Source organism: Xanthomonas sp. CFBP 8151, assembly GCF_011761885.1.
GTDB classification, from domain to species: Bacteria; Pseudomonadota; Gammaproteobacteria; order Xanthomonadales; family Xanthomonadaceae; genus Xanthomonas; species Xanthomonas arboricola_B.
The window spans coordinates 600613-624925 of sequence record NZ_JAASQZ010000001.1; the positions used below are offsets into that span (position 1 = coordinate 600613).

The 24313-nt window shown below is 67.1% G+C and carries 19 protein-coding genes; 11 read left to right on the forward strand and 8 right to left on the reverse strand.

The features are described 5' to 3' along the window. The first annotated feature begins 273 nt into the window (after positions 1-273). The 4 genes from FHT08_RS02605 (at position 274) to FHT08_RS02620 (ending at position 5202) form a co-directional block, all read left to right on the forward strand. A complete protein-coding gene (locus FHT08_RS02605) occupies positions 274-1449 on the forward strand; it encodes a phosphoglycerate kinase (RefSeq protein WP_104536160.1) in 1176 nt (391 codons plus the stop codon). Beyond that, on the forward strand, positions 1446-2093 hold the full coding sequence (locus FHT08_RS02610; protein ID WP_104536159.1) for an HAD family hydrolase: 648 nt from the start codon (positions 1446-1448) through the stop codon (positions 2091-2093). The genes FHT08_RS02605 and FHT08_RS02610 overlap by 4 nt, the downstream gene beginning before the upstream one ends. 344 nt (positions 2094-2437) lie before the next feature. Continuing rightward, a complete protein-coding gene (gene pyk / locus FHT08_RS02615) occupies positions 2438-3904 on the forward strand; it encodes a pyruvate kinase (RefSeq protein WP_104536158.1) in 1467 nt (488 codons plus the stop codon). A gap of 293 nt (positions 3905-4197) precedes the next feature. Next, the gene (locus FHT08_RS02620; RefSeq protein ID WP_104536156.1) at positions 4198-5202 is read left to right on the forward strand and encodes a class I fructose-bisphosphate aldolase; all 1005 of its coding nucleotides are present in this window, start codon (positions 4198-4200) and stop codon (positions 5200-5202) included. Between the two features lie 162 nt (positions 5203-5364). Here FHT08_RS02620 and FHT08_RS02625 read toward each other — a convergent pair whose 3' ends face one another. From FHT08_RS02625 to cobA, 4 genes are all read right to left on the reverse strand, one after another. After that, a complete protein-coding gene (locus FHT08_RS02625) occupies positions 5365-5904 on the reverse strand; it encodes an O-acetyl-ADP-ribose deacetylase (RefSeq protein ID WP_166774202.1) in 540 nt (179 codons plus the stop codon). Between the two features lie 196 nt (positions 5905-6100). Beyond that, positions 6101-6607 (reverse strand): isoprenylcysteine carboxylmethyltransferase family protein, encoded by a 507-nt coding sequence (locus FHT08_RS02630; protein ID WP_104536154.1) that lies wholly within the window; start codon positions 6605-6607, stop codon positions 6101-6103. A gap of 225 nt (positions 6608-6832) precedes the next feature. After that, positions 6833-7792: a cysteine synthase A gene (cysK, locus tag FHT08_RS02635; protein ID WP_166774203.1), complete on the reverse strand. Its 960-nt coding sequence runs from the start codon at positions 7790-7792 to the stop codon at positions 6833-6835. A gap of 16 nt (positions 7793-7808) precedes the next feature. Continuing rightward, positions 7809-9014, reverse strand: coding sequence for a uroporphyrinogen-III C-methyltransferase (gene cobA / locus FHT08_RS02640; protein WP_104536152.1), 1206 nt, complete (start codon positions 9012-9014; stop codon positions 7809-7811). 162 nt (positions 9015-9176) lie between these two features. On the opposite strand from cobA, the gene FHT08_RS02645 reads away from it, so the two are divergent. Both FHT08_RS02645 and FHT08_RS02650 read left to right on the forward strand, forming a co-directional pair. Beyond that, positions 9177-10160 (forward strand): LysR family transcriptional regulator, encoded by a 984-nt coding sequence (locus tag FHT08_RS02645; protein ID WP_104536151.1) that lies wholly within the window; start codon positions 9177-9179, stop codon positions 10158-10160. 199 nt (positions 10161-10359) lie between these two features. Then, positions 10360-10641 (forward strand): hypothetical protein, encoded by a 282-nt coding sequence (locus FHT08_RS02650; protein WP_104536150.1) that lies wholly within the window; start codon positions 10360-10362, stop codon positions 10639-10641. A gap of 239 nt (positions 10642-10880) precedes the next feature. Here FHT08_RS02650 and FHT08_RS02655 read toward each other — a convergent pair whose 3' ends face one another. Continuing rightward, positions 10881-12077, reverse strand: a complete 1197-nt coding sequence (locus FHT08_RS02655; protein WP_104536149.1) for a GAF domain-containing sensor histidine kinase — start codon at positions 12075-12077, stop codon at positions 10881-10883. A 282-nt stretch (positions 12078-12359) separates the two neighbouring features. Here FHT08_RS02655 and FHT08_RS02660 point away from each other — a divergent pair, with 282 nt between their 5' ends. From FHT08_RS02660 to FHT08_RS02670, 3 genes are all read left to right on the forward strand, one after another. Further along, positions 12360-12794 (forward strand): DUF2946 family protein, encoded by a 435-nt coding sequence (locus FHT08_RS02660; RefSeq protein WP_166774755.1) that lies wholly within the window; start codon positions 12360-12362, stop codon positions 12792-12794. A gap of 194 nt (positions 12795-12988) precedes the next feature. Next, positions 12989-14992, forward strand: coding sequence for a TonB-dependent receptor (locus FHT08_RS02665; RefSeq protein ID WP_166774756.1), 2004 nt, complete (start codon positions 12989-12991; stop codon positions 14990-14992). Continuing rightward, positions 14992-16512, forward strand: coding sequence for a PepSY domain-containing protein (locus tag FHT08_RS02670; protein WP_166774204.1), 1521 nt, complete (start codon positions 14992-14994; stop codon positions 16510-16512). The genes FHT08_RS02665 and FHT08_RS02670 overlap by 1 nt, the downstream gene beginning before the upstream one ends. A gap of 129 nt (positions 16513-16641) precedes the next feature. On the opposite strand, the gene FHT08_RS02675 is transcribed toward FHT08_RS02670, so the two are convergent. From FHT08_RS02675 to FHT08_RS02685, 3 genes are all read right to left on the reverse strand, one after another. Next, on the reverse strand, positions 16642-17367 hold the full coding sequence (locus tag FHT08_RS02675; protein WP_166774205.1) for a phosphoadenylyl-sulfate reductase: 726 nt from the start codon (positions 17365-17367) through the stop codon (positions 16642-16644). Further along, the gene (gene cysI / locus FHT08_RS02680; protein WP_166774206.1) at positions 17364-19070 is read right to left on the reverse strand and encodes an assimilatory sulfite reductase (NADPH) hemoprotein subunit; all 1707 of its coding nucleotides are present in this window, start codon (positions 19068-19070) and stop codon (positions 17364-17366) included. Before cysI ends, FHT08_RS02675 begins: the two co-directional genes overlap by 4 nt. A gap of 108 nt (positions 19071-19178) precedes the next feature. Continuing rightward, positions 19179-21026 carry an assimilatory sulfite reductase (NADPH) flavoprotein subunit gene (locus tag FHT08_RS02685; RefSeq protein WP_166774207.1) on the reverse strand — a complete coding sequence of 616 codons (1848 nt, stop codon included), beginning with the start codon at positions 21024-21026 and terminating at the stop codon, positions 19179-19181. A gap of 178 nt (positions 21027-21204) precedes the next feature. On the opposite strand from FHT08_RS02685, the gene cysD reads away from it, so the two are divergent. Both cysD and cysN read left to right on the forward strand, forming a co-directional pair. After that, positions 21205-22113 carry a sulfate adenylyltransferase subunit CysD gene (cysD, locus tag FHT08_RS02690; RefSeq protein ID WP_166774208.1) on the forward strand — a complete coding sequence of 303 codons (909 nt, stop codon included), beginning with the start codon at positions 21205-21207 and terminating at the stop codon, positions 22111-22113. Positions 22114-22172: 59 nt separating this feature from the next. Further along, entirely contained in the window at positions 22173-24089 is a 1917-nt protein-coding gene (gene cysN, locus FHT08_RS02695) for a sulfate adenylyltransferase subunit CysN (protein ID WP_243848929.1), read from the forward strand. The last annotated feature ends 224 nt before the right edge of the window (positions 24090-24313 follow it).

Consider the following 24313-nt stretch of genomic DNA (forward strand, 5'->3'; position numbering starts at 1 on the left):
CGCGAAGGTCCGACAATGGGCACCCCCCGTCGCCAAGGCAGCCGCATTGCCCGTCGTCTTCGACCGACCATCTCCCGCATCGCCAGCCGTATGGGCAGCGACATGCGCGGCAGGCAAGCTGCAATCTCAGCGACCTGCATGCGGGCGCAACGCCAGCGTGCCACGGCTGTCCCAAGCCATCCATCCGCGCAGCGCCCAGACACTGGCGCCACGTGTACCGGCTGCTTTTTCGATTCCCCATTCTCCATTCCCCAGACCTAGCGAGCTGACCCCATGTCCATCATCCGCATGACCGACCTCGATCTCTCCGGCAAGCGCGTGCTGATCCGCCAGGATCTCAACGTGCCGATCGACAACGGCCAGATCACCTCCGAGCAGCGCATCACCGCCTCGGTGCCCACCATCAAGCTGGCGCTGGAAAAGGGCGCTGCGGTCATGGTCACCTCGCACCTGGGCCGCCCCAAGGAAGGCAGCTGGACCGAAGAAGATTCGCTGGCGCCGGTGGCCGCGCGCCTGACTGCGCTGCTGGGCGTGGACGTGCCGCTGGTGCGCGACTGGGTCGACGGCGTGGAGGTGGCGCCGGGCCAGGTGGTGCTGCTGGAGAACTGCCGCATGAATGTCGGCGAGGGCAAGGACGACGAGGCGCTGGCGCGCAAGTACGCCGCGCTGTGCGATGTGTTCGTCATGGATGCCTTCGGCACCGCGCATCGCGCGCAGGCCTCCACGCATGGGGTGATCCGCTTCGCGCCAGTGGCTGCCGGTGGTCCGCTGTTGATGGCCGAACTCGACGCGCTGGCCAAGGCGCTGGACAACCCGGCCAAGCCGCTGCTGGCGATCGTGGCCGGCAGCAAGGTGTCCACCAAGCTGGAGCTGCTGTCCAACCTGGTCAACAAGGTCGACCAGCTGATCGTCGGCGGTGGTATCGCCAACACCTTCATTGCTGCGGCCGGGCATGACGTCGGCAAGTCCCTGAGCGAGCCGGATCTGATTCCCACCGCCAACCAGATCGTCGCCGATGCGAAGGTGCGCGGTGCGGAGATTCCGTTGCCGACCGATGTCGTCGTCGCCAAGCAGTTCCTGCCCGATGCGGAGGCGACGGTGAAGTCGCTCGAGGCCGTGGAGGCCGACGACCTGATTCTGGACATCGGCCCGCAGACCGCCGCGCGCTACGCCGAGCTGATCGCCAGCGCCGGCACCGTGGTGTGGAACGGGCCGGTCGGCGTGTTCGAGTTCGAGCCCTTCAGTCACGGCACCGAGACGCTGGCGCGTGCGATCGCCGGCTCCAAGGCGTTCTCGATCGCCGGTGGCGGCGACACCCTGGCGGCCGTGGACAAGTACGACATCGCCAAGGACGTCACCTACATCTCCACCGGCGGCGGCGCCTTCCTGGAATTTCTGGAAGGCAAGACCTTGCCGGCGGTGGCAGCGCTGCAGGCGCGCGGCAAGTGAGTGCAGCCACGCTGTTCTTCGATCTGGACGGCACCCTGGTCGATTCGGAGCCGGGCATCGTCGCCAGCATCGTGCATGCCTTCGACGAGGTCGGCCAGCCGCGTCCGTCGCCGCAGACCCTGCGCGCGTGGATCGGCCCGCCGCTGCGCGACAGCTTCACCGACTGTTTTCCCGAAGATCCGGAGCTGGTGCAGCGCGCACTGGCGGCGTACCGCGGGCGGTACGACGCGGTGGGCTGGACCGAACTGAGCGTGTTCGACGGTATCGGCGAGGTCGTCACCGACCTGCACCGCGCCGGCCATCGCCTGGCGGTGGTGACCTCGAAGAACGAGCGCTACGCGCGCCGCATCGTCGAGCATCTGCCGTTCGGTGCGTGCTTCGAGGACGTGATCGGGGCCAGCGAAGACGGCGAGCGCCGCTTCAAGCCGGACCTGATCGCCGAAGCGCTGCGGCGCCTGGACATCGCCAAGACCGGCTGCGTGATGATCGGCGACCGTCGGATGGATATCGATGGTGCCAACCACCACGGCATTCATAGCATCGGCGTATTGTGGGGCTTCGGCGACGAAGCCGAGCTGCGTGCCGCAGGTGCCGGTGCGATCGCACGGACGCCCGCCGGGTTGCGCGCCTTGATCAATGCATAGGACTGACGGACAACGCAGTTGCGCCCATCGCCAGGCGAGCGCGGCCGGCGCTCGTCGGTGGATGGCGCTACGCGCACGTTGCGAGAGGGGTGCAGCATCCGCGCCACGCTGGCCGTTCGCCGCCGTCCGATCGCCGCTGCGCCCCGTGCGACCTTCACCGCTGCCGCGTTAGGGTGGCAGCCCACCCATCACATCCCGCCGCGTGCCAACGCGCTGCGGAAGGCGTACGTACTGTCCCGCACTGTCTACAGGACATGCCGGAATACGAGGATGGCTATGCCGCAATGCCATCGTTGGTAGGTGACGCGTGTGTTAAGTTTCGCGGCTTTTACAGGGAGGCCCTCATGAAAGAACGTCAACGCCGCACCAAGATCCTCGCCACGCTCGGACCGGCGACGGATCCGCCCGGTGTGCTGGAAGCCTTGTTCAAGGCGGGCGTCAACGTGGTGCGCCTCAACTTCAGCCATGGCGACCCGTCCGGCCAGGCCAAGCGCGCTGCCGAAGTGCGCGCCGCGGCCGTGCGCGTCGGTGCCGAAGTCGGCATCCTGGCCGACCTGCCGGGTCCGAAGATCCGCGTCGAGCGCTTTGCCGAAGGCAAGATCAAGCTGACCACCGGCGAGCGTTTCGACCTGGTGGCCGACCCCAACGCGCCTGCGGGCGACCAGCACCAGGTCGGCGTCAGCTACCTCGGCCTGCCGCAGGACGTAGCCCCCGGCGACGTGTTGCTGCTGGACGATGGTCTGGTGCAGTTGCAGGTAACCGAAGTGCAGGGTCAACGCATCGTCACCACCGTGCTCAACGATGGCGTGCTGTCCGATCGCAAGGGCCTGAACAAGCAGGGCGGCGGCCTGTCGCTGGGCGCGCTGACCGAGCGCGACAAGGAACTGATCGGCATCGTCGCAAAGATCGGTGTGGACTTCATCGCGGTGTCGTTCTGCCGTAACGCCGAAGACATGAACGACGCGCGCCGTATCGCCCGTCAGCACGGCTGCGATGCCGCGCTGGTGTCCAAGATCGAGCGCACCGAAGCGATCGAGAACCTGGTCGAGATCGTCGAAGCGTCCGACGTGGTGATGGTGGCGCGTGGCGATCTGGGCGTGGAAATCGGCGATGCCGAATTGCCGGGCCTGCAGAAGAAGATCATCCGCGAATCGCTGGCGCAGAACAAAGTGGTGATCACCGCCACGCAGATGCTGCAGTCGATGGTGGAAAGTCCGATCCCGACCCGCGCCGAAGTGCTCGACGTGGCCAATGCGGTCATCGATGGCACCGATGCAGTGATGCTCTCGGCCGAAACCGCTGCTGGCGCCTATCCGGTGCGTGCGGTGGAAGCGATGGCACGCATCTGTCTGGGGGCCGAGCGCCAGTTCGAGTTCGACACCGATTTCGAAGCGGCGCAACGCAACCTGCAGCGCGCCGACCAGGCGATCGCGATGGCGACCATGTTCCTGTCCGAGCACATCGGTCTGGCTGGTGTCGTTGCACTGACCGAGTCTGGCGGCACGCCGCGGTATCTGTCGCGCTTCCGTTCCAACATGCCGATCTACGCCTTCACCCGTCACGATGGCGCACGCCGCCACATGGCGATGATGCGTGGCGTGTTCCCGATCAGCTTCGACAGCCGCGGCCTGACCCCGCGCGAAGCCGCACGTGCGGCGATCCGTCTGCTGGTGGAGAACGAGCGCATGGGACCGGGCGACCGCGTGGTGTTCACCAGCGGCGAGCATATGGAAACCCATGGCGCCACCAACACGCTGCGTCTGCTGGAAGTGGGCGAAGACGGCCGCGCCAGCGGCCTGGGCGAGCTGTAACGCCTGGCCTGAGCAGCCCGTGCGTCGCAGGTCGACGCACGCGGTGAATCAAATCGTTGCGTGCAAGCACAGCGGCGGCCTGCGGGTCGCCGTTGTGCTGTGCGGCGGATGGTCTGTCGTGCGAATGCGCCTGCAGGAGCACGCAGCGCGCAGCGTGTACATCACGCTGCGCGCCGCGCCACGCATCCTGTCATGCAGGACAGGTGTAATCGGTTGCAGACATTCCGTGAAGGAATGTCTGCGACTTTCGTCGCTATACTTTCGTTCTCCCCCGCAGCTGCCACAGGAACCACATGAGCATCGAACAGCTTGCCGAAACCGCCCAGGCCATGGTCGCCCCGGGCAAGGGCATCATCGCCATAGACGAATCGACCAGCACGATCGCCAAGCGTTTTGCCAGCGTCGGCATCGAGAACATCGAAGAAAACCGCCGCGCTTACCGCGAACTGCTGCTGACCACGCCCAAGCTGAGCGACTACATCTCCGGCGCGATCCTGTTCGACGAGACCATCCGTCAGAAGACCAAGGACGGTGTGCCGTTCGCCGAGTACATGACTGCCCACGGCATCATCCCGGGCATCAAGGTCGACAAGGGCGCGCAGCCGCTGGCTGGCATGCCGGGCGAGCTGGTGACCGAAGGTCTGGACGGTCTTCGCGCGCGGCTGGAGGAGTACTACACGCTGGGCGCCCGCTTCGCCAAGTGGCGTGCGGTCATCAACATCGGCGAAGACATCCCGTCCGGCACCTGCATCGAGGCCAACTCGCATGCGCTGGCGCGTTATGCCGCGCTGTGTCAGGAGCAGGGCCTGGTGCCGATGGTCGAGCCGGAAGTGATCATGGACGGCAACCACGACATCGAGACCTGCTACGAGGTCACCGAAGCCACGCTGCGTTCGCTGTTCGGTGCGCTGTACGAGCAGAATGTCGTGCTCGAAGGCACCATCCTGAAGGCCTCGATGGTCATTTCCGGCAAGGGCTGCGATGAACAGGCCGGCGTCGAGGAAGTGGCCGAGTCCACCGTGATGTGCCTGAAGTCGACCGTGCCGGCGATTCTGCCGGGCATCGTGTTCCTGTCCGGTGGCCAGACCGACGAGCAGTCCACCGCGCATCTCAACGAGATGCACCAGCTCGGCAATCTGCCGTGGCCGCTGAGCTTCTCGTATGGCCGCGCGATGCAGCAGGCGGCACTGAAGCTGTGGGCCAAGGACATGAGCGGCAACTTCGCCAAGGCGCAGCAGATCATCTATGAGCGTGCCAAGGAAAACGGCCTGGCCGCGCTGGGCAAGTGGAAGGGTTGATCGGCGTGCCGGCCGTTCTAGGGCCGCATCACACCTAGCAAGAAACGCCGGCAGCGATGCCGGCGTTTTTGTCTGTGTGGATTGCCCTGCGCCCGAACGACTTCCCAAACGCAACGAGCGCCTTGCGGCGCTCGTCATCTCAACCTCTACCTCGCACAGGTGTCAGGCGGCAGCGGTTTCCTGCGCCGCCAGCGCTTGTTGGTAGGCCTTGTATGTTGCCTCGTTGTAGGCCACCAGCACGATGTGCTTGGGCACCTTGTGCGAGCGCTGCCAATCGCGGGTTTCGGTTACGGCGATGCGCGCGGCCTGATACAGCGGATAGCCGTAGATGCCACAGCTGATGGCCGGGAAGGCGATCGAATGCAGCATCATCCGCTCGGCCAGTTTCAACGACTGCCAGTAGCAGTTGGCCAGTTGTTCCGGCTCGTTGTGCTTGCCGTCGCGCCAGACCGGGCCGACGGTATGAAAGATATGGCGTGCCTTGAGATCGAAACCGTCGGTGATGCGGATTTCGCCGGTGGGGCAGCGCACACCCGGACGCACTTGCGGCAACGCCTCGCAGGCCTGCAGCAGGCGCGGGCCGGCAGCGCGGTGGATGGCGCCATCGACACCGCCACCGCCCAGCAACGATTCGTTGGCGGCGTTGACAATGACGTCAACGTCGAGTTCGGTGATGTCGCCTTGCCAGACTTCGATCTTCATGGCGCGATAATTAGGGGATTTGCATGAGGAACGCGTGATGGGGCGCGCGTTGCGGAATAGGCACGCTATCGCCCATTCATCTCATCGGCTGAGATTGCCAAAAATGGCTACAGCGGTGGCGATACGGCAAGCGCCTAACCCGCAGATGCGATTGATCGGCTCAATCGCCGCTCCGCGATCTTCCGAGGTCGGGCGCTTACAACCAGCGTCGCACGCGCGCGCAGTAGGCGCTGTATTGGCGGCCGAATTCGTTGCGCAGACGCGCTTCTTCGAACGGAATCACGTACAGCTGCAGGGCCAGCCATGGCAGCGGCAACAAGGCGACTGCCCACAGCAGGCCGAGCTGCAGGCACAGGCCGACATAGCTGAGCACCAGCGCCACGTACATCGGGTTGCGGGTGAAGCGATACGGGCCATCCAGCACCAGCAGCGAGGGATGGCCGCTGGGCATGATGGTGGTGCGCCGACGCGCGAACAGGATGAAGCAGCGCACCGCCAGCGCCAGCCCGAGACAGGCGATCACGCCGCCGACAAGTTCGATCCAGGCCAACGGCGTTGGCGCAGGCAATGGCAGCTCCAGTGCGCTCTGTAGCCAGGCGCCCAGGCCCATGGCCAACGCGAAGTGCGCAGGCGAGGTGATCTTGACCAGCCATGGCGCCCGCCAAACGCGGGTGTCGCTGTGTCCATACGGCTGGTTGCTCACGACGGTTCTCCTTGCATCCGCCGTTATCTTAACGTTTCCTTGACATGGGCGGGAGTGCACACTGCACTGCATACGCAGATCTGCAAATGCGAACTGCCATCGGGCGTCTGTGCGGCAATAGGGGGTTACGCGTCGAGGAGGCCGGGGCAATGGCTGGATCGACCATGGGCACACAGGCCGCGCCGTGGGCGCGGTCTGTGCGTGCAAGCAAACGATGCACGAGCGTCAGGGCAGACCGGCCAACCAATCGTCGTCGGAGCCTTCGTTGATGTCGGCAAACAGCGGCGTGGAGAAATAGCGCTCGCCGGTATCGGGCAGCATCGCCAGCACCACCGCGCCGGGCACCGCGCTTTCGGCCACGCGCAATGCGGTGGCGACGGTGGCGCCGCCGGAGATGCCGGTGAAGATGCCTTCTTCGGCGGCCAGACGGCGCGCCACGCTGATCGCGTCGGTGTCTTCCACGCTCAGCACTTCGTGGGCGACCTCGCGGTTGAGCACCTCCGGCACGAAGTCCGGGGTCCAGCCCTGGATCTTGTGCGGCTTCCAGTCCTGGCCTTGCAACAGGGCAGCGCCGGCCGGCTCGGTGGCGGTGATGCGTACTTCCGGGCGGGCCACGCGCAGCACTTCGCCCACGCCGGTGAGCGTGCCGCCGGTGCCCCAGCCGGTGACGAAATGGTCCAGCCGGTGGCCGGCGAAGTCGCGCAGGATTTCGGCTGCAGTGGTGTTGCGGTGGTAGGCCGGATTGGCCGGGTTGGCGAACTGGCTGGCCAGGAACCAGCCATGCTGCTCGGCCAGCTCCTTGGCCTTGCGCACCATGCCGCTGCCGCGTTCGGCCGCCGGGGTCAGGATGACCTTGGCGCCATAGGCGCGCATCAGCTTGCGGCGCTCGATGGAGAAGGTTTCCACCATGGTGGCGACGAACTTGTAGCCGCGCGCGGCGGCCACCATCGCCAGCGCCACGCCGGTATTGCCGGAGGTGGCTTCGACAATGGTGTCGCCGGGCTTGAGCAGGCCGCGCTGTTCGGCATCGAGGATGATGGCCAGCGCCAGACGGTCCTTGACCGAGCCGCCGGGATTGAACGACTCGACCTTGACATACAAGGTCACGTGATCCGGCGCAAGCCGGTGGAGTTTGACCACCGGAGTGCGGCCGATGGTGTCGAGGATGTTGTCGTACAGGGCCATGGGGTCTCCGTCGGAATCAGGCTGCGTGGGCGAGTGTGGGCGTGTCGGGCGTTGCGATGGGTGAGCGCGCAGGCGACTGCCCGGTCAACGGCGCCGCCCCGAACCAGTGCAGGCTGGCGGCCAGCCCGGCGACCTCGCCCAGGAGCAGCAGGGCCGGGGCGCGCACGGCATGCCGCTGCGCGGTGGCGGCCAGGCTGGCGAGGGAGCCGGTGATCACGCGTTGCTGCGGGCGCGAGCCGTTTTCCACCAGCGCGAACGGGGTGGCGGGCGCGCGGCCGGCCTGCAGCAGGCGTTGCTGGATGCCGTCCAGGCCGGCCACGCCCATGTAGAACGCCAGGGTCTGGCGTTCCTGGCCGAGCGCCTGCCAGTCCAGCGTGTCCAATGAATCCTTGCAGTGCGCGGTGATCAGCCGCAGCGATTGCGCATGGTCGCGATGGGTCAGCGGTATGCCGGCATAGGCGGCGCAGGCGATCGCGGCGGTGATGCCGGGAATGACCTGGAAGCCGATGCCGTGCGCGCGCAGGAATTCCAGCTCTTCGCCGCCGCGGCCGAACACGAACGGGTCGCCGCCCTTGAGCCGCACCACGCGGCGACCGGCGCGCGCGTGCTCGCGCATCAGTGCGTGGATCTGCTCCTGGCGCGTGCTGTGGCCCTGGGCGGCCTTGCCGACTTCCACGCGCAGCGCGTCGCGACGTGCCAGTTGCAGGATCTGCGGGCTGACCAGGCGATCGTAGAGCAGCACATCGGCCTGACGCAGCGCGCGCAAGGCATGCCGGGTGAGCAGACCGGGATCGCCGGGACCGGCACCGACCAGGGCCACGCTGCCGGGAGAGAGCCGGCCGACCGTGGTGCGGGGCGCCGCGGGCGGTGCAGGTGTCGCCGCCGAAATGGCGGGCGTGGCGTCGTGGGTGAGCAGGCGGCGCGCGCTGGCCGCGGCACGCAGGGCGTCGTTGAGGTCAGGCGCAGTGCTGGCGGCGATTGTGAGCCAGACCGGTTGATCGGGTAGTTCCAGCCATGCCGGCTCGAACTGCCCCACCAGCCAACGCAGCTGCCCGGTCTGCGCCCAGTCGCGCAGTTGCGGGCTGAGTTCCGGCGCACCCAACAATGGCAGTGCGCCGGCTTGCAGCAGGGCGGCAGTGGCGCGCTCGGCCGCGGCGTCGCCGCCGATCACCAGGACGGCACGGCCACGCAGGTCGGCAAGAAGCGGGAACACAGAGGGCACGGCCAGCGCATCGAGAGGGGAGGGCAGACCGTAACGCCGGCATATAGCCGTCGGAAATGACTTCATACACCCTGAAAATAGCGTTCGGTTATAAGCTCGCACGCAGAACTCCTCTACAGTCGAGTCCTTCGTGGCGCCTCGCGCTTTTTTGGATATAAGCCCATGACGCTGACCCAACTTCGCTATCTGGTCGCCATCGCCGATGCCGAGCTCAACATCACGCTCGCCGCCGCGCGTGTGCATGCGACCCAGCCCGGTCTGTCCAAACAGCTCAAGCAGCTGGAGGACGAACTGGGCTTTCTGCTGTTCGTGCGCAAGGGGCGCAGCCTGGATGCGGTGACGCCGGCCGGGGTGGAAGTGATCGAGCGCGCGCGCTCGGTGCTGTCGGAAGCCAACAACATCCGCACCTACGCGGCCAACCAGCGCCGCGAGAGCCAGGGCCAGCTGACCCTGACCACCACCCACACTCAGGCGCGCTTCGTGCTGCCGCCGGCGGTGGCGCAGATCAAGCACGCCTATCCGCAGGTCAGCGTGCATCTGCAGCAGGCGGCCGAAAGTGCGGCGCTGGATCTGCTCAGCCAGGGCGATGCGGACATTGCGGTGGTCAGCACTGCCGGTGGCGAACCGAGCGCCGGCATCGCGGTGCCGCTTTATCGCTGGCGCCGGCTGGTGATCGTGCCGCGCGACCATCCGCTGGATCAGGCACGCACCGCGCCGGACATGCAGGCCTTGTCGCAGCACCCGTTGATCAGCTACGAATCCTCCACGCGGCCGGGCTCGTCGCTGCAGCGCGCGTTCGCCCAGGTCGGGCTGGAGCCGAGCATTGCGCTGACGGCCCTGGATGCGGACCTGATCAAGACCTATGTGCGTGCCGGGCTGGGCGTCGGGCTGGTGGCGGAGATGGCGGTCAGCGCCAGCGACGAGGACCTGCGCGCCTGGCCGGCACCGGCGCCGATCGCCGAGTGCATCGCCTGGGCGGTGCTGCCGCGCGACCGCGTGCTGCGCGACTACGCCCTGGATCTGGTGCACGTGCTGGCGCCGCAGATCGACAAGCGCGACCTGCGCCGCGTGCTGGACGGCAACCAGGCCCCGGCCTGGCCACTGCCGCCGACCTGGGAATCGCTGACCCAGACCATTACCAGCTGAGCTGCCTGTCGAAGCCTGCCGCGCGCCTGGCCCCACACCTGCTCACGACGTCTGCGGTGCCTGTGAGAGCGCTCCGGTCTGCTGAGGGCTGCTTGCCCGCGTACCGATGGCGACTGTGATTACACTGCGGTCTGCGCGATATACCGATTCGGTTGACTGCACGCGCGCCCCCGTTCGCCACTGTGAGGTGCTGCAAGCGATGACCGAGCCACTGCGTCCGCCCCTCAGCCGGCTGTGGTCGCCCGACCAGGACGGCGGCATGTCGTTGCAATTGTCGGCCAGTGTCGAGGGACATGAGCACGCAGTGCTGACGGTGTTGGCCGATCCCCAGGACGAATCGTTGTGGGTAGAACTGCTGGCCGACGGTACCCAGGTGCAGATTCCGCTGGCGGTGCTGCACCAGCTGCTGGAGGTTGCGGCGGAAGAGGTGCATTCGGCGGACTGGTTCGCACGCCAGGATGCGGGCGATCCACAGGTCTGAGACGGTCGATGGTGGTCTGCGACGGCCTATCAAATGCGGTGCTGCATTGTCCGCTTTACCGAAAATCGTCGGGTACCAATGGCCTGCGCGGCCGCCCGCGCTGGCCCGAGCGCGCGCTGTCAGTGATTCTCCCTGCTGCCGCCGCGCCGGTGGGGTGGTCTGCGCGCATCCAGTGGCACGCTGCGCTGTCGTAAATCCTTGGCGCAACCGCACCTTGACGCGGCGCCGTAGAGCCATCGTCAGGCCAGCGGGATGCGTACCGAAAAGCAGGTGCCGCCGCCCGGGCGTGGGCGCACATTCACTTCGCAGCCCAGGGTCTCGGCGGTGCGGCGCACGATCCACAGACCGATGCCCAACCCGTCGCTGCGCGGGTCGGCCTGGCGGAAGGCCTGGAATACCTGTTCGGGGTGATCCAGGTTCAGGCCGATGCCGCTGTCGATGATTTCCACCACCGCATGGCCGGGGCGACGCCGGACGCCGACCAGCACGCGCCCGCGTTCGGTGTACTTGACCGCATTGCCGATCAGATTGCCGAGCAAGGTGGTCAGCAGCGTGGGATGGCTGCGCACGCGTAACGAGGTGGCCACATGGCGCAAGGCCAGACACTTGTCGATCGCCGGTTGCCGCCATACGCCAAGCACCGCATGCAGCACGTCTTCCAGCGCCAGCGGCTGCAGGTCCGGCGTGGCGGTCTCGCTGGCGGCGGCCAGGGTGGCCAGCTCGTCGAGGTTGCGCGCCACCAGATTGATCGCATCGCGCGCGGTGACCAGGGTCGGGATGGAATCGACATTGGCATGCCGGCGCATCTTGTCGATGGCGTAGGCGGCGGTGCGCAGCGGGGTCTTCAGGTCGTGCCCGGCGATGGCCATCAGGCGACTGCGGTAGCGGTCGGATTCCTCGGCCACCTGCAGTGCGCGGCGAAGTTCCAGCTGCGCCATGGTCTGGCGCGCAAGTGCGCGCAGGGCATCGACCTGTTCGGCGCTGAGCTGGCGCGGCTGGCGGTCGAGCACACAAACTGTGCCCAGCGGCAGGCCTTCGCTGGTCTTGAGTACGGCACCGGCATAGAAATGCAGCGGCGTCTCGCCGGTCACCAGCGGATTGCGTGCGAAGCGGACGTCCTTGCGTGTGTCTGGAACCACCAGCACGTCGCTGTCGAGCAGCGCGTGCGCGCACATCGACTTGAACAGCGGCGTTTCGCGCTCGCCCATGCCGAGTTCGCTCTTGAACCACTGACGATCGGCATCCACCAGGCTGATCAGCGCGATCGGGGTCTGGCAGATGATCGAGGCCAACCTGGTGATGTCTTCAAAAGCGGCCTCGCGCGGCGTATCGAGAATGCCGTAACTGCGCAACGCCTGAAGGCGCAATGCCTCGCTCGGCGGCTTGGCAGCGCAGGGAAGGGGCTCGGCCGCTGGATCGGACAGGACGGTGCTCATGCGCGCGCAGTGAATGGGATGACGTATAAGCATAGGGCATGCCAGGGGCCGCCATGTGCGCGCCGTCACGCCCACTGCCGGAACCGTGACTACCGACCTCGGCAGTGAGGTGCATTGACCGTGCAGGGCGGCACCTGTGCGTCGGCGGGGTTCGGATCGTGTCGGCAAATTCCGCCGCCCGTTGTCGCGGCTGGCAAGGGCCGCTGTTGACGGGTGCGACATGCGGTCGCGCACCGGCCGCCATTGTCGCCCCTGCGGCATGTGGCGGCTTACACTCGCGCGATGCGTTCGCTCCGCTGCCACCCTTGCCTGCACCTGCTTGCCTGCCTGGCGGTGCTGTTGATGCTGGTGGCGCCACTGATCAGTCGTTGGAGCCAGTCACAGGCGGTCGAGCCGATGTGCACGAGCGGGCCGGCGCCGGACGCGGGCGGTTCGCTGCATGCGGGCCACCCGGGCCTTATGACGCAGACGGCCGCGCACCAGCATGACGTCGCTGTATTGCCCTTCAAGCCGCACACCGGCGACCACGCAGGCGCGCATGGCGAGGCCTGCGACTACTGCGTGCTGGCCGCGCGGCTGCTGCCATGGCTGGCGCTGCTGGTGCTGTGCCTGCTGCAAGGGCGGCCGGCGCCGGCGCTGCTGCACAGGCAGGTGCGCGCAGCATCGATGGTGCGCTGGGCCGCACTCGGGGCGCGTGGGCCGCCGCTGCACGCGTGAGTCTGGCCCCATCGCGGGCGTCCGCTGCGTCGTAGCGATTGCATGCCGATCTTCCGGCGCGCCTGCACGCAGCTGCATGGACGACCCGTTTTTCTGAAGTGATGCCTGTGCCCGCTGTGTTGCCGCGGCGCACGGCGGTGCTGCCGTGCCGGCACGGCGAAGGGTTGGTCATGCGGTTGCGATTATTGAAAACGCTGTGGTACGCGCCATCGTTGGCGCTGGTGTGGGGACCTGCCTGCAATGTACAGGCGCAGGATGCGGCATTGACCCTGGGCAAGGTGCAGGTGAACGCGCAGCCCCGGCGCAGCCCGAGCACCGCACGCGTGCTGAGTTCGGTGGATGTGATCGGTGGCGAGCTGCTGCACGATCAACACGTGGACTACAGCTGGGAGCTGCTGATGCGCGCGCCGGGGGTGCAGGTCATCCAGTTCCGCATGGGCACCGACGCGGGGCGGTTTTCGTTCCGTGGTTTCAATGGCGAGGGGCGCATCAATGCGGTGAAGCTGCTGATCGACGGCATCCCCAGCAACGACAACGCCGGCGGCATGCCGTATCTGGATGCGGTGTTTGCGCAGGACATCAGCGCGATCGAGATCGTGCGCGGCACCAACGATGCGCGCTACGGTCTGCATGCGATCGCCGGCAGCGTGGATGTGCTGACCCGCACCGGTGGCAACGATGGCCGCCTGAGCGTGACGGCCGGCAGTTTCGGTGCGCGCGAGGTGCAGTTGGGCAAGGGCTTCGAACATGGCGCATGGAGCCAGAACTATGTGCTGGCCTGGCGCGATTCCGATGGTTATCGCGAGCACGCCGACGCGCGCAAACGCAGCGTGGCCGGCAAGTGGTTCTATACCGACTCCGATGGCGGCTTGCGTGCCGGGCTCACCACGCGTTACTACGACAATCACGCACTGGAACCCGGTTATCTGGATGCGGCGAGCGCACGCGCGGCGCCACGCAGTTCGCCGGCTTATGCGCAGGACGATCGCAGCGAACGCCAGTTGCGGCAGACCGCATTGCATGCGGACGGCACGCTGGGCGCCGCTGCGCAGTGGAGCGCCAAGGCCTACCAGAACGACTACCGCAATCGGCGCTGGGTGCGCTTTTCCGCAGCCGGCCTGCAGCAGGAACGCGATACCGACGAGACCCATCGCGGCCTGCTGTTGCGCGGCAACTGGCAGCCGGATTGGGGCGCGCTGGCGGCCAATCTGGAAGCCGGCGTGGATGCGCAGTGGCAGGACAATCAGTCGCAGCGTTACCGCACGGTGGTACGGGTGCGCGGCGCGCAATTGCGCGATTGGGATTACGACCTGCGCACGCGCGGGGCCTACGTGCAGGCGGTGCTGACCCCGATCGAGCGGCTGCAGCTGGTGCCGGGCAATCGCATCGACCGTGTCGATGGGCAGCTGCACGATGTGCGTGCCGGCATCCACGCACCCACTTACGACTACGGCACCATCAAGCAGCCCAAGTTCAGTGCCAGCTATCGGCTGGCCGGGCAAAGCAGCGTGTACGCGAACTGGGGGCGCAGCTTCCAGATCGGCAGCGGCGACGGTGCGTACCGGCGCCAGCCGGCAAATCTCGGCCCGTCGATCAATGACGGCTGGGAGGCCGGTTTCAAGTTCGCGCCATCGGCGGTGATGGACGGCCGCCTGGCGTATTGGGAGCAACGCGCTTCTGGGGAAGTTGCCACCATCCTGGGCGTCAATGGCGTGGCCGGTGTCGGCGATGTGGCCAATGTCGGGCGCACGCTGCGGCGCGGCTGGGATGCGCAACTGAATCTGCAGCCGGCCGAACACTGGCGGGCCTGGATGGCGTATTCGCGGCAAAAGGCCAGCATCGCCACGCCGGACCCGAGTGCGCCGGCCACGCGCGGCAAGGAGATCGAGAACGTACCGCACTGGCTGGCCACTGCCGGGCTGGAATGGCAGCTCACTGCGGCCGTGCAGCTGAGCGCCTGGGGCAATGCGCAAGGCGATTACTATCTGGAGCGCAGCAATACGCTGGGCCGCACCGGTGGTTACGCCCTGCTCAATCTGGGCGCGCGCTGGAACGTGGATGCACGCAATGCGCTCAGCTTGCAGCTGCGCAATGTCACCGATCGCGCGTATGTGTATGCGTGGTACGACACCGGCAGTTCCGGCTATTCGCCGGGCGATGGACGTGCGTTGTCGCTGTCGTGGGACTGGAGCTTCTGATGCGCACAATCATGGGCGATGGCCGCGTCACCGATCCGCACCGCGACGGCCGCTGGCACTTCTATCGCGCGGTGTGGCGCTGGCATTTCTATGCCGGGTTGCTGGTGCTGCCCTTCGTCGTCTGGCTGGCGCTGACCGGTGCGGCGTTCCTGTATCAGGACGCGATCGACCGCAGCGTGCACCATGGGTTGAAGGTCGTGCCGGTGGGCGAGGTGCGGGTGTCTGCGCAACGCCTGGTCGATGCAGCGCAGCGCAGGTACGGCGGCAGCTTGTTTCGTTACACCACGCCGGCACGCGCCGATGCCAGTGCCGAGATCGGGCTGGTCGACACGCATGCTGTGCGGCAGGTGGTGTATGTCGACCCGTATCGCACACGCGTGCTCGGCGCGCTTGCCGAGCACGGCACCCTGGCCTGGACGATTCGCCGGCTGCACAGTCTCGCGTTGATCGGGCCGTTTGCGCGCGGCTTGATCGAAATGGCGGCGGGCTGGGCGATCGTGCTGGTGTTGACCGGCGTGTATCTGTGGTGGCCGCGCGGGCGCCGCGGCGGGGTGGTCAGCGTGCGCGGCAAGCCGGGGCAGCGGCTGTTCTGGCGCGACCTGCATGCGCTCACCGGTGCCAGCGTCGGTGCGGTGTTGCTGTTCCTGGCGCTGACCGGGATGCCGTGGTCGTGGCTATGGGGCGCGCAGGTCAACCGCTGGGTCAATGGGCAGGATTTCGGGTATCCGGCCGGGCTGCGGGTACAGCAGCCGATGTCGCAACAGCGCTTGTCCGAGACGACCGATCCGGCGTGGTCGTTGCGGCAGGCGCGGGTGCCGGCGTCTGTGGTGCCTGGGCGTGGAGCCGCGGGGGTGGATGAGGGTCTGCATGACGGGCGGGTGGGTGTGACGCTGGCGGATGCGGAACACGCGGAACACGCGGAACATGCGGAACAACCAAGCACATCGGAACATGCCGCCCACGGCGACACCGGCAGTGGCGCTGCGCCCGGGCACGGTGCGATCGGGCTGGATGCGGCGATGGCGCGGTTCGAGGCGCTCGGCATCGTGCCGGGCTACAGCGTCTCGCCACCGCGTGGCGCCACCGGGGTGTACACCGCCTCGGTCTATCCGGCCGACCTGCAGCGCCAGCGCGTGATCCATCTGGACCAGTATAGCGGCGCGGTGCTGCTGGACATGCGTTATCGGGATTACGGGCCAGTGGGGCGCGCGCTGGAATGGGGCATCAACGTCCATCTGGGCCAGCAATACGGCACTGCCAATCAGGTGATCCTGTTGCTGGCGTGCGTGGCGATCGTGCTGCTGTGCGTGAGCGCGGCGGTGATGTGGTGGAAGCGTCGCCCGGTCGGCGGCCTGGGCGTGCCGCCGTTGCCGGCCAATCCGCGCACGCTGCGCGGTCTGCTGGCGCTGCTGGTGATCTGCGGGCTGATCTTCCCGCTGGTCGGGGTGTCGTTGTTGCTGATGTGGCTGTTTGACCGCTACTGGATGCAGCGCAGTCAGGCACGCGTTCTCGCGCCATGACTACGTGCGCGTCACCTCAATGCGCTGCAGACCCGCCGAGTCAGGGACGCGCTCGGCGGTGTGCCTACCGGCAAACTCGACGCGTCGTGGTGCATGCCAGCTTCGTAACGAGCGCGCACTGCGCCGCGCTCAGATGTCCTCGTGGATGCCGCACTCGCGCTTCAACCCGAAGAAGCGGGTGTCCTCTTCGCGCATGCCAGGTTCCCAGCGCCGCGTGGTGTGAAAGTCGCCGATGGACACGTAGCCTTGTTCCCATAGCGGGTGATAGGGCAGGTCGTGCGCCTGCAGGTATTGCCACACGTCGCGATCGGTCCAGTCGGCAATCGGGCTGACCTTGTAGCGCTCGCCGCGCTTTTGCACGATCGGCGTCTGCGCGCGGCCGCCCGACTGGCTGCGGCGCAGGCCGGTGAACCAGGTGCCCACGTTGAGCTCGTCCAATGCGCGCCGCATCGGCTCGACCTTGCGCAGGTTGTTGTACTGGTCGATGCCGACCATGCCCTGTTCCCACAGGCGGCCGTGGCGCGCCTCCATCCAGGCACGGCTGACCAGCGGGCGGTAGACCCTGAGGTTGAGCTTGAGCCGGTCGGCCAGCGCGTCGGCGAACCGGTAGGTTTCCGGAAACAGGTAGCCGGTATCGATCAGGATCACCGGAATGTCCGGGCGCTGCTGGGTGAGCAGGTGCAACGTGACCGCCGACTGCGCGCCGAAACTGGACGACAGCGCCGCCTCCTGCGGGCCGTGTTGCAGTGCCCAGGCCACGCGCTCGTCGGCGCGCAGTCCTTCCAGTTGCGCGTTGAGCGCCTCCAGATCGTCCGGCGCCGAAGCGGTGATCGGTGTTGCGGGCAGCGCGGTCATGCGAGCAATTCCAGGTCGAGGTGACGGTGTGTGGGGTAGGGCGGCAGGGCGATCAGGCCGCTGCGATGCAGGAAATCGCCGAAGCCTTCGTCGCCGGCCTGATCGCGTTCGGCCGCATAGCGCGCCAGCAGCGGTTCCAGTGCGGCGAGGATGTCCGCTTCGGTGATGTTTTCGCGGTACAGCGTGTTCAGGCGCTGGCCACGGCGGTCGCCGCCCAGCATCAGGTTGTAGCGGCCGGGCGCCTTGCCGACCAGCGCGATCTCGGCCAGATACGGGCGCGAGCAACCATTCGGGCAGCCGGACAGACGCAGCACGATCGGGGTGTCGGCCAGCCCGTGTTGCTCCAGCACCGGCTGCAGGGCCGCGCTGAAGTCGGGCAGGTAGCGTTCGGCCTCGGCCATCGCCAGCCCGCAGGTCGGCAACGACACGCAGGCCATTGCGCCGCGTGCCAGCGCGGTGGGGGCGCGGTTGCCGGCATCCAGGCCGTACTGCGCGACCAGGGCATCGACGCGCGCGCGCTCGTTGGCCGGCACGCCGGCGATGACCAGGTTCTGGTTGGGCGTCATGCGGAACTGGCCGACGTTCAATTGCGCGATCGCGCGCAGGCCGCTCAGGTGCGCAGCGGTGTCGGTATCGGCGATGCGCCCGGCAGGCAGGGCCAGGGTCAGATGCGACAGCCCGTCGCCGCCCTCGACCCAGCCGTAGCGGTCGCCGTTGTGCTCGAACGCAAACTGCCTGGCAGGTTGCAGCGCAAAGCCGGCACGCCGCTCGATCTCGGCCACGATGGTGTCCAGGCCGTGATCGTCGATGGTGTACTTGAAGCGCGCGCGCTTGCGCACCGTACGGTTGCCGAAGTCGCGCTGGGTGGTGACCACGGCGGTGGCCACCTCCAGCAACTGATCGCGGGTGACAAACCCGACCACATTGGCCACGCGCGGCCAGGTTTCCGCATCGCCATGGCTGGCGCCCATGCCGCCGCCGATGCTGACGTTGTAGCCGCGCAATTCGCCCTCGTGCAGGATCGCGATGAAGCCCAGATCGTTGGCAAACACGTCCACATCGTTGAGCGGCGGCGCGGCAAAGCCGATCTTGAACTTGCGCGGCAGGTAACGGTCGCCGTAGATCGGCTCCTCTTCGTTGCCGGAGCCGGACACGCGCTCTTCGTCCAGCCAGATCTCGTAATACGCACGGGTGTTGGGCAACAGATGCTCGGACACCCGCGCGGCATCGGCATACAGCGTGGCATGCGCCTGCGACAGCAGCGGATTGGCGGCGACCTGCACGTTGCGATTCACATCGCCGCAGGCGGCGAGCGTATCGATCAGGGTGGCATTGATCGCCTGCATGGTCGCCTTGAGTTCGCGCTTGATCACGCCATGAAACTGGAACGCCTGGCGCGTGGTGATGCGCAGCGAATGATTGGCGTACCGCGTGGCGATGCCATCCAGTGCCAGCCACTGCGTGGGCGAGATCACTCCGCCCGGCGTACGGGTGCGGATCATGAACTGATACGCCGGTTCGAGCTTCTGCCGACGCCGCTCATCGCGGATATCGCGATCGTCCTGCTGATAGCTGCCGTGGTACTTGATCAGGGTCTGATCGTCCTCGCGCAGCGCACCGGTCACCGCATCGGCCAGGCTCTGTTGCAGCGACCCGCGCAGACGGCGACTTTCGGATTTGATGTCTTCGACGGAGTGGCTCATGGGAATCGGGAATGGGGAATAGGGAAACGTAAAAAGCTGCTTGGTCTGCCAGGTGAGGTCAGTTGCGGGCTGTACCGATTCCCGATTCCCCAATCCCGATTCCCAGCACTAATAGACATCGCGCGCATACCGCCCCTCCACCTGCAGCTGGGTGAGATACGCCGCGGCGGCTTCCGCATCCAGGGCGCCGTGGGTGGCGACGATGTCGAGCAGGGCGGCGTGCACGTCCTTGCCCATGCCGATGGCGCCGCACACGTACAGATGCGCACCGCCTTGCAGCCAGGCGTAGACCTCGGCGCCGCGCGCGCGCAGGCGATGCTGCACGTAGATCTTTTCGGCCTGGTCGCGCGAGAACGCCAGCTCCAGCGCGTGCAGTTCGCCGCGCTGCAAGGCCTGTTGCCATTCGGCCTGATACAGGAAATCGGTGTTGAAATGCTGGGCGCCGAAGAACAGCCAGTTGCGGCCTTTGGCGCCGGTTTCGGCACGTTCCTGCACGAAGCCGCGGAATGGCGCCACGCCGGTGCCCGGGCCGATCATCAGGATGTCGCGGTCGGTATCGGCCGGCACCCGGAAGCGTTCGTTCGGCTCGATGTAGACCGGTGCGGTATCGCCCTCGTGCAGGGCGGCAAGAAACCCGCTGGCCGAGCCCAGGTGCGCATGCCCGTGCGCCTGGTAGGTGAGTTCGTCCACCACCAGATGCACTTCCTCGCCCACGCGCTTGCGGCTGGAGGCGATCGAGTACAGGCGCGGGGTGAGCGGACGCAGCGCGGCCAGCAGGCCGGCATGGTCCCAATCCGCCGGCCAGCGCCGCAGCACGTCGATCAGCTGGTGATCGGTGAGCAACGACGCCAGGCCGGCGGTCTGGGTCGGGGTGAGCAGCGCTTGCAGCTCGTCGGCGCGCGCACGCTCTGCATGGGCGGCCAGCAGCGGCCGCGACAGCTTGGTCAATTCGCGCCGGGTGGCCAACCACTCGTGCAGGGCCAGCGTCTCGGCGCCGACGGTGACCGCGGCACGACCATCCAGGCGCAGCGTCTCCAGCACCGCATCCACCAGCGCGGGCGGATTGCGATGGCGGATGCCCAGCGCATCGCCGGGCTCGTAGCTCAGCCCGCTGCCTTCCAGCGAAAATTCCAGATGGCGCACGCGCTTGCTCGGCAATGCATACACGCGGAACTGCGGGCCCTTGAAGTCGCGCCCGCTGACGATCTGGTTGGCCAGCAGTTCGGCAGGGAAGGGCTGCTGATGCGACCACGCCGGTGCGGCTGCACTGCTGCGCAACGGCGTGATGGTGGCCGATGGCGGGCCGCTGCCGAGCTGCTCGCGTGCGTGCTTGAGCGCCTGCGCGCGCCAGGGCGCAGCGACGCTGTCGATCTCCAGATCGGCTTCGCCGCGCGGCTGCACGCGGCTGCCGCCAAGTTCGGCCAGGCGGTCGTCGATGCGGCGTGCGATGCCGCAGAAATCCGCGTAACTGGAGTCGCCCAGGCCGAGCACCGCGTACTTGAGCTCGGGCAGCTTGGGCGCGCGGCGGCCGGCCAGAAATTCCACCAGCCCGATCGCATCGTCCGGCGGGTCGCCTTCGCCCTGGGTGCTGATGACCACGTAGAGCAACCGCTCGCTGGCCAGTTCGCGGGTGGGGTACTGGTCGGCGCGCAGCAGACGCACGCTCAGGCCGGCGGCCCCGGCCTCGGCTGCCAGCTGCTCGGCTTCCCGACGTGCGTTGCCGGTCTGGCTGCCGTACAGCACGGTCAGGCGCCGGCTTTCCTGCGACTGCACATGCGGCTGGCCGCCCGGCAACACCGCCAGCGGCCGCGGCAGTTGGCCTTGTGCCAGGCCGGCGGTGTAACCGGACAGCCACCACAGTGACGCGGCATCCAGGCCGTCGACCAACCGTTCCAGCAGCGCCTTGCGCTCGTCGGGCAAGGGGCTGGGCGGTAGCGCGGAACTGGCGGCGGTCATTCGGATCCAGGGCGGTTGATGAGACCAGTGAGGTTATGGAAGCGCCGCCGCGTCCAGAAAGGATGAGCCGTTATCGCGTTATGCCGGCCGCTTATTTGGGTGCGGGCTGCCCGCGCCACACACTGCGGCGCCTTGCCCTACCATCGGCTGGTCCGCCCGCCGACGCCCACAAACCCCGATGACCCTGCTGCCCCTGTCACACCTGGATCGGCTCGAGGCCGAAAGCATCCACATCCTGCGCGAGGTCGCCGCCGAATTCCGGGTTCCGGTGATGCTGTATTCGGTGGGCAAGGACAGCTCGGTGCTGCTGCATCTGCTGCTCAAGGCGTTCGCGCCGTCGCCGCCACCGATCCCGTTGCTGCACGTGGACACGCGCTGGAAGTTCGGCGAGATGATCGCCTTCCGCGACCGCCGCGCAGCCGAAACCGGCGTGGACCTGCGCGTGCACATCAACCCCGATGGCATCGCCCAGGACGTCGGCCCGATCAGCCATGGCGCGGCGGTGCATACCGACATCATGAAGACCCAGGGCCTGAAGCAGGCGCTGGAGCAGGGCGGTTTCGATGCGGCGATCGGCGGGGCGCGCCGCGACGAGGAGAAGTCGCGCGCCAAGGAGCGCGTGTTCTCGTTCCGCAACGCGCGTCATCGCTGGGACCCCAAGAACCAGCGCCCGGAACTGTGGAATCTCTACAACGCGCGCACCAAACCCGGCGAAAGCGTGCGCGTGTTTCCGCTGTCCAACTGGACCGAGCTGGATATCTGGCTGTACATCTACCGCGAGCGGATACCGGTGGTGCCGCTGTACTTCGCCGCGCCGCGCCCGGTGGTGCAGCGCGACGGCGCCTGGATCATGGTCGACGACGAGCGCCTGCCATTGCACGACGGCGAGATGCCGCAACTGCGCTCGGTGCGCTTCCGCACCCTGGGCTGCTATCCGCTGACCGGCGCGATCGAATCGACCGCAGACACGCTGGAAGCGGTGATCGCCGAAATGCTGGTCAGCACCAGCTCCGAACGCCAGGGCCGCATGATCGATCATGCGCCAGGTGCGTCGATGGAGCAGAAGAAGCTTGAGGGGTATTTTTGATGGGCAGGGAATCGGGAATCGGGAATGGAGAATCGAAACAGCAGTTCGCCGCAAACGTGATGAGGGAAGAGGTCGCCTTTGCGATTCCCGATTCCCCACTCCCGATTCCCGGCGCCATCAGCGCTTACCTGCATCAACACGAAGCCAAGCCGCTGCTGCGCTTCATCACCTGCGGCAGCGTGGACGATGGCAAGAGCACGTTGATCGGGCGCTTGCTGTACGACAGCAAGCGCCTGTTCGACGATCAGCTTGCCGCGCTGGAGGGCGATAGCCGTCGGCATGGCACGCAGGGCGAGGGTATCGACTATGCGTTGTTGATGGATGGGCTGGCCGCCGAGCGCGAGCAGGGCATCACCATCGATGTGGCGTACCGCTATTTCGATACCGAGCGGCGCAAGTTCATCGTCGCCGACTGCCCCGGGCATGAGCAGTACACGCGGAACATGGCCACCGGCGCATCCACTGCCGATGTTGCGGTGGTGCTGGTGGATGCGCGCAAGGGGTTGCTGGCGCAGACGCGCCGGCACAGTTACATCGTGTCGTTGCTGGGCATCGGCCACGTGGTGCTGGCGGTCAACAAGATGGACCTGGTGGACTACGACGCACAGGTCTTCGCCGACATCGCCGAGGGCTATCGCGCGCTGGCCGCGCAGCTGGGCATTGCCGATGTGCAGTGCATTCCGTTGTCGGCACTGGCTGGCGAAAATCTGTCCAGCCCATCGCCGCGGATGCCGTGGTACCGCGGCCCGCATCTGCTGCAGCATCTCGACACCGTGCACGTGGAGACGCCGGAAGCCGGCAGCGGCTTCCGGTTGCCGGTGCAGTGGGTCAATCGCCCCCATCAGCACTTCCGTGGCTACGCCGGCACCATCGCGGCCGGGCAGGTGCGCGTGGGCGATGCCGTGGTGGTGGTGCCGTCCGGGCGGCGCACACAGGTGGCATCGGTGCTGAATGCCGACGGCGAGGTGGACAGCGCACGTGTCGGCCAGGCGGTCACGCTGACCTTGCGCGACGAGATCGATATCAGCCGCGGCGACATCATCGCCGCCGTCGACGACCCGCCGGAAGTGGCCGACCAGTTCGCCGCGCATCTGCTGTGGATGGACGATGCCGCCTTGCTGCCGGGCCGCCCGTACTGGCTCAAGATCGGCACGCGTACGGTCACCGCGAGCATCAGCGAGATCAAGCACAAGGTCGATGTGAACACGCAGGAGCGGCTGGCCGCCAAGCGGCTGGAGCTCAACGAGGTGGGCTACTGCAATCTGGCGCTGGACGAGCCGATCGCGTTCTCGCCGTATGCGCGCAACCGCGTGTTGGGCGGCTTTATCCTGATCGACCGGCAAAGCAATGCCACGGTGGCCGCAGGCACGCTGGAGTTTGCGTTGAGGCGCGCCGGCAACGTGCACTGGCAGCATCTGGACGTGGATCGCGCCGCGCGCGCGCGCATCAAGGGCCAGGCCCCGCGCGTGCTGTGGTTCACCGGCTTGTCGGGTGCGGGCAAGTCCACTGTCGCCAATCTGGTCGACAAGCGGTTGCATGCGCTGGGCTATCACACCTTCATCCTGGACGGCGACAACGTGCGCCATGGGCTCAACCGCGATCTGGGCTTCACCGACGAAGACCGCGTGGAAAACATCCGCCGCGTGGCCGAGGTGGCGCGGCTGATGGCCGATGCCGGCCTGATCGTGCTGGTGAGCTTCATTTCGCCGTTCCGCGCCGAGCGGCAGCTGGCGCGCGAGCGCTTCGACGCCGGAGACTTCGTCGAGGTGTTCGTGGATGTGCCGCTGGCGGTCGCCGAGGCGCGCGATGTGAAGGGGCTGTACCGCAAGGCGCGGGCCGGGCAGATTCCCAACTTCACCGGCATCGATTCGCCCTACGAGGCCCCGGAGGCGCCGGAGGTCCATCTTCACGCCGATGGTGAGAACGTAGAGGCGCTGGCGCGTCATGTGCTCGCGTTTCTCGGCCTGGAACGCTGAGCGTGGCTGACAGGACATAGCGGCAGGGGTCAGGTGGGTGTGGGCAACGCAAAGCCACGCATGAATGCGTGCATGCAGCGCCGAAGCGGCGGCCACACCCCGTCCGGCACCACGCCGCCATGTTTGTGGCTGCGCTGGCCAGCGCATCGCGCCGACGACAGCAAGGGTCTTTGGTCATGGTGCAAAGCACGCCCTTTCTGTCAACTCCATGGCGGCTAGGTCGT

What these genes read in the sequence shown, in the direction of transcription:
- cysD (WP_166774208.1), top strand. Translation starts at nt 21,205, where the DNA reads ATGACCCTGCTGCCCCTGTCACACCTGGATCGGCTCGAGGCCGAAAGC.
- FHT08_RS02605 (WP_104536160.1), top strand. Translation starts at nt 274, where the DNA reads ATGTCCATCATCCGCATGACCGACCTCGATCTCTCCGGCAAGCGCGTG.
- cysN (WP_243848929.1), top strand. Translation starts at nt 22,173, where the DNA reads ATGAGGGAAGAGGTCGCCTTTGCGATTCCCGATTCCCCACTCCCGATT.
- cysI (WP_166774206.1), bottom strand. Translation starts at nt 19,070, where the DNA reads ATGAGCCACTCCGTCGAAGACATCAAATCCGAAAGTCGCCGTCTGCGC.
- FHT08_RS02670 (WP_166774204.1), top strand. Translation starts at nt 14,992, where the DNA reads ATGCGCACAATCATGGGCGATGGCCGCGTCACCGATCCGCACCGCGAC.
- FHT08_RS02650 (WP_104536150.1), top strand. Translation starts at nt 10,360, where the DNA reads ATGACCGAGCCACTGCGTCCGCCCCTCAGCCGGCTGTGGTCGCCCGAC.
- FHT08_RS02685 (WP_166774207.1), bottom strand. Translation starts at nt 21,026, where the DNA reads ATGACCGCCGCCAGTTCCGCGCTACCGCCCAGCCCCTTGCCCGACGAG.
- FHT08_RS02645 (WP_104536151.1), top strand. Translation starts at nt 9,177, where the DNA reads ATGACGCTGACCCAACTTCGCTATCTGGTCGCCATCGCCGATGCCGAG.
- cysK (WP_166774203.1), bottom strand. Translation starts at nt 7,792, where the DNA reads ATGGCCCTGTACGACAACATCCTCGACACCATCGGCCGCACTCCGGTG.
- pyk (WP_104536158.1), top strand. Translation starts at nt 2,438, where the DNA reads ATGAAAGAACGTCAACGCCGCACCAAGATCCTCGCCACGCTCGGACCG.
- FHT08_RS02625 (WP_166774202.1), bottom strand. Translation starts at nt 5,904, where the DNA reads ATGAAGATCGAAGTCTGGCAAGGCGACATCACCGAACTCGACGTTGAC.
- FHT08_RS02675 (WP_166774205.1), bottom strand. Translation starts at nt 17,367, where the DNA reads ATGACCGCGCTGCCCGCAACACCGATCACCGCTTCGGCGCCGGACGAT.
- FHT08_RS02655 (WP_104536149.1), bottom strand. Translation starts at nt 12,077, where the DNA reads ATGAGCACCGTCCTGTCCGATCCAGCGGCCGAGCCCCTTCCCTGCGCT.
- FHT08_RS02660 (WP_166774755.1), top strand. Translation starts at nt 12,360, where the DNA reads ATGCGTTCGCTCCGCTGCCACCCTTGCCTGCACCTGCTTGCCTGCCTG.
- FHT08_RS02620 (WP_104536156.1), top strand. Translation starts at nt 4,198, where the DNA reads ATGAGCATCGAACAGCTTGCCGAAACCGCCCAGGCCATGGTCGCCCCG.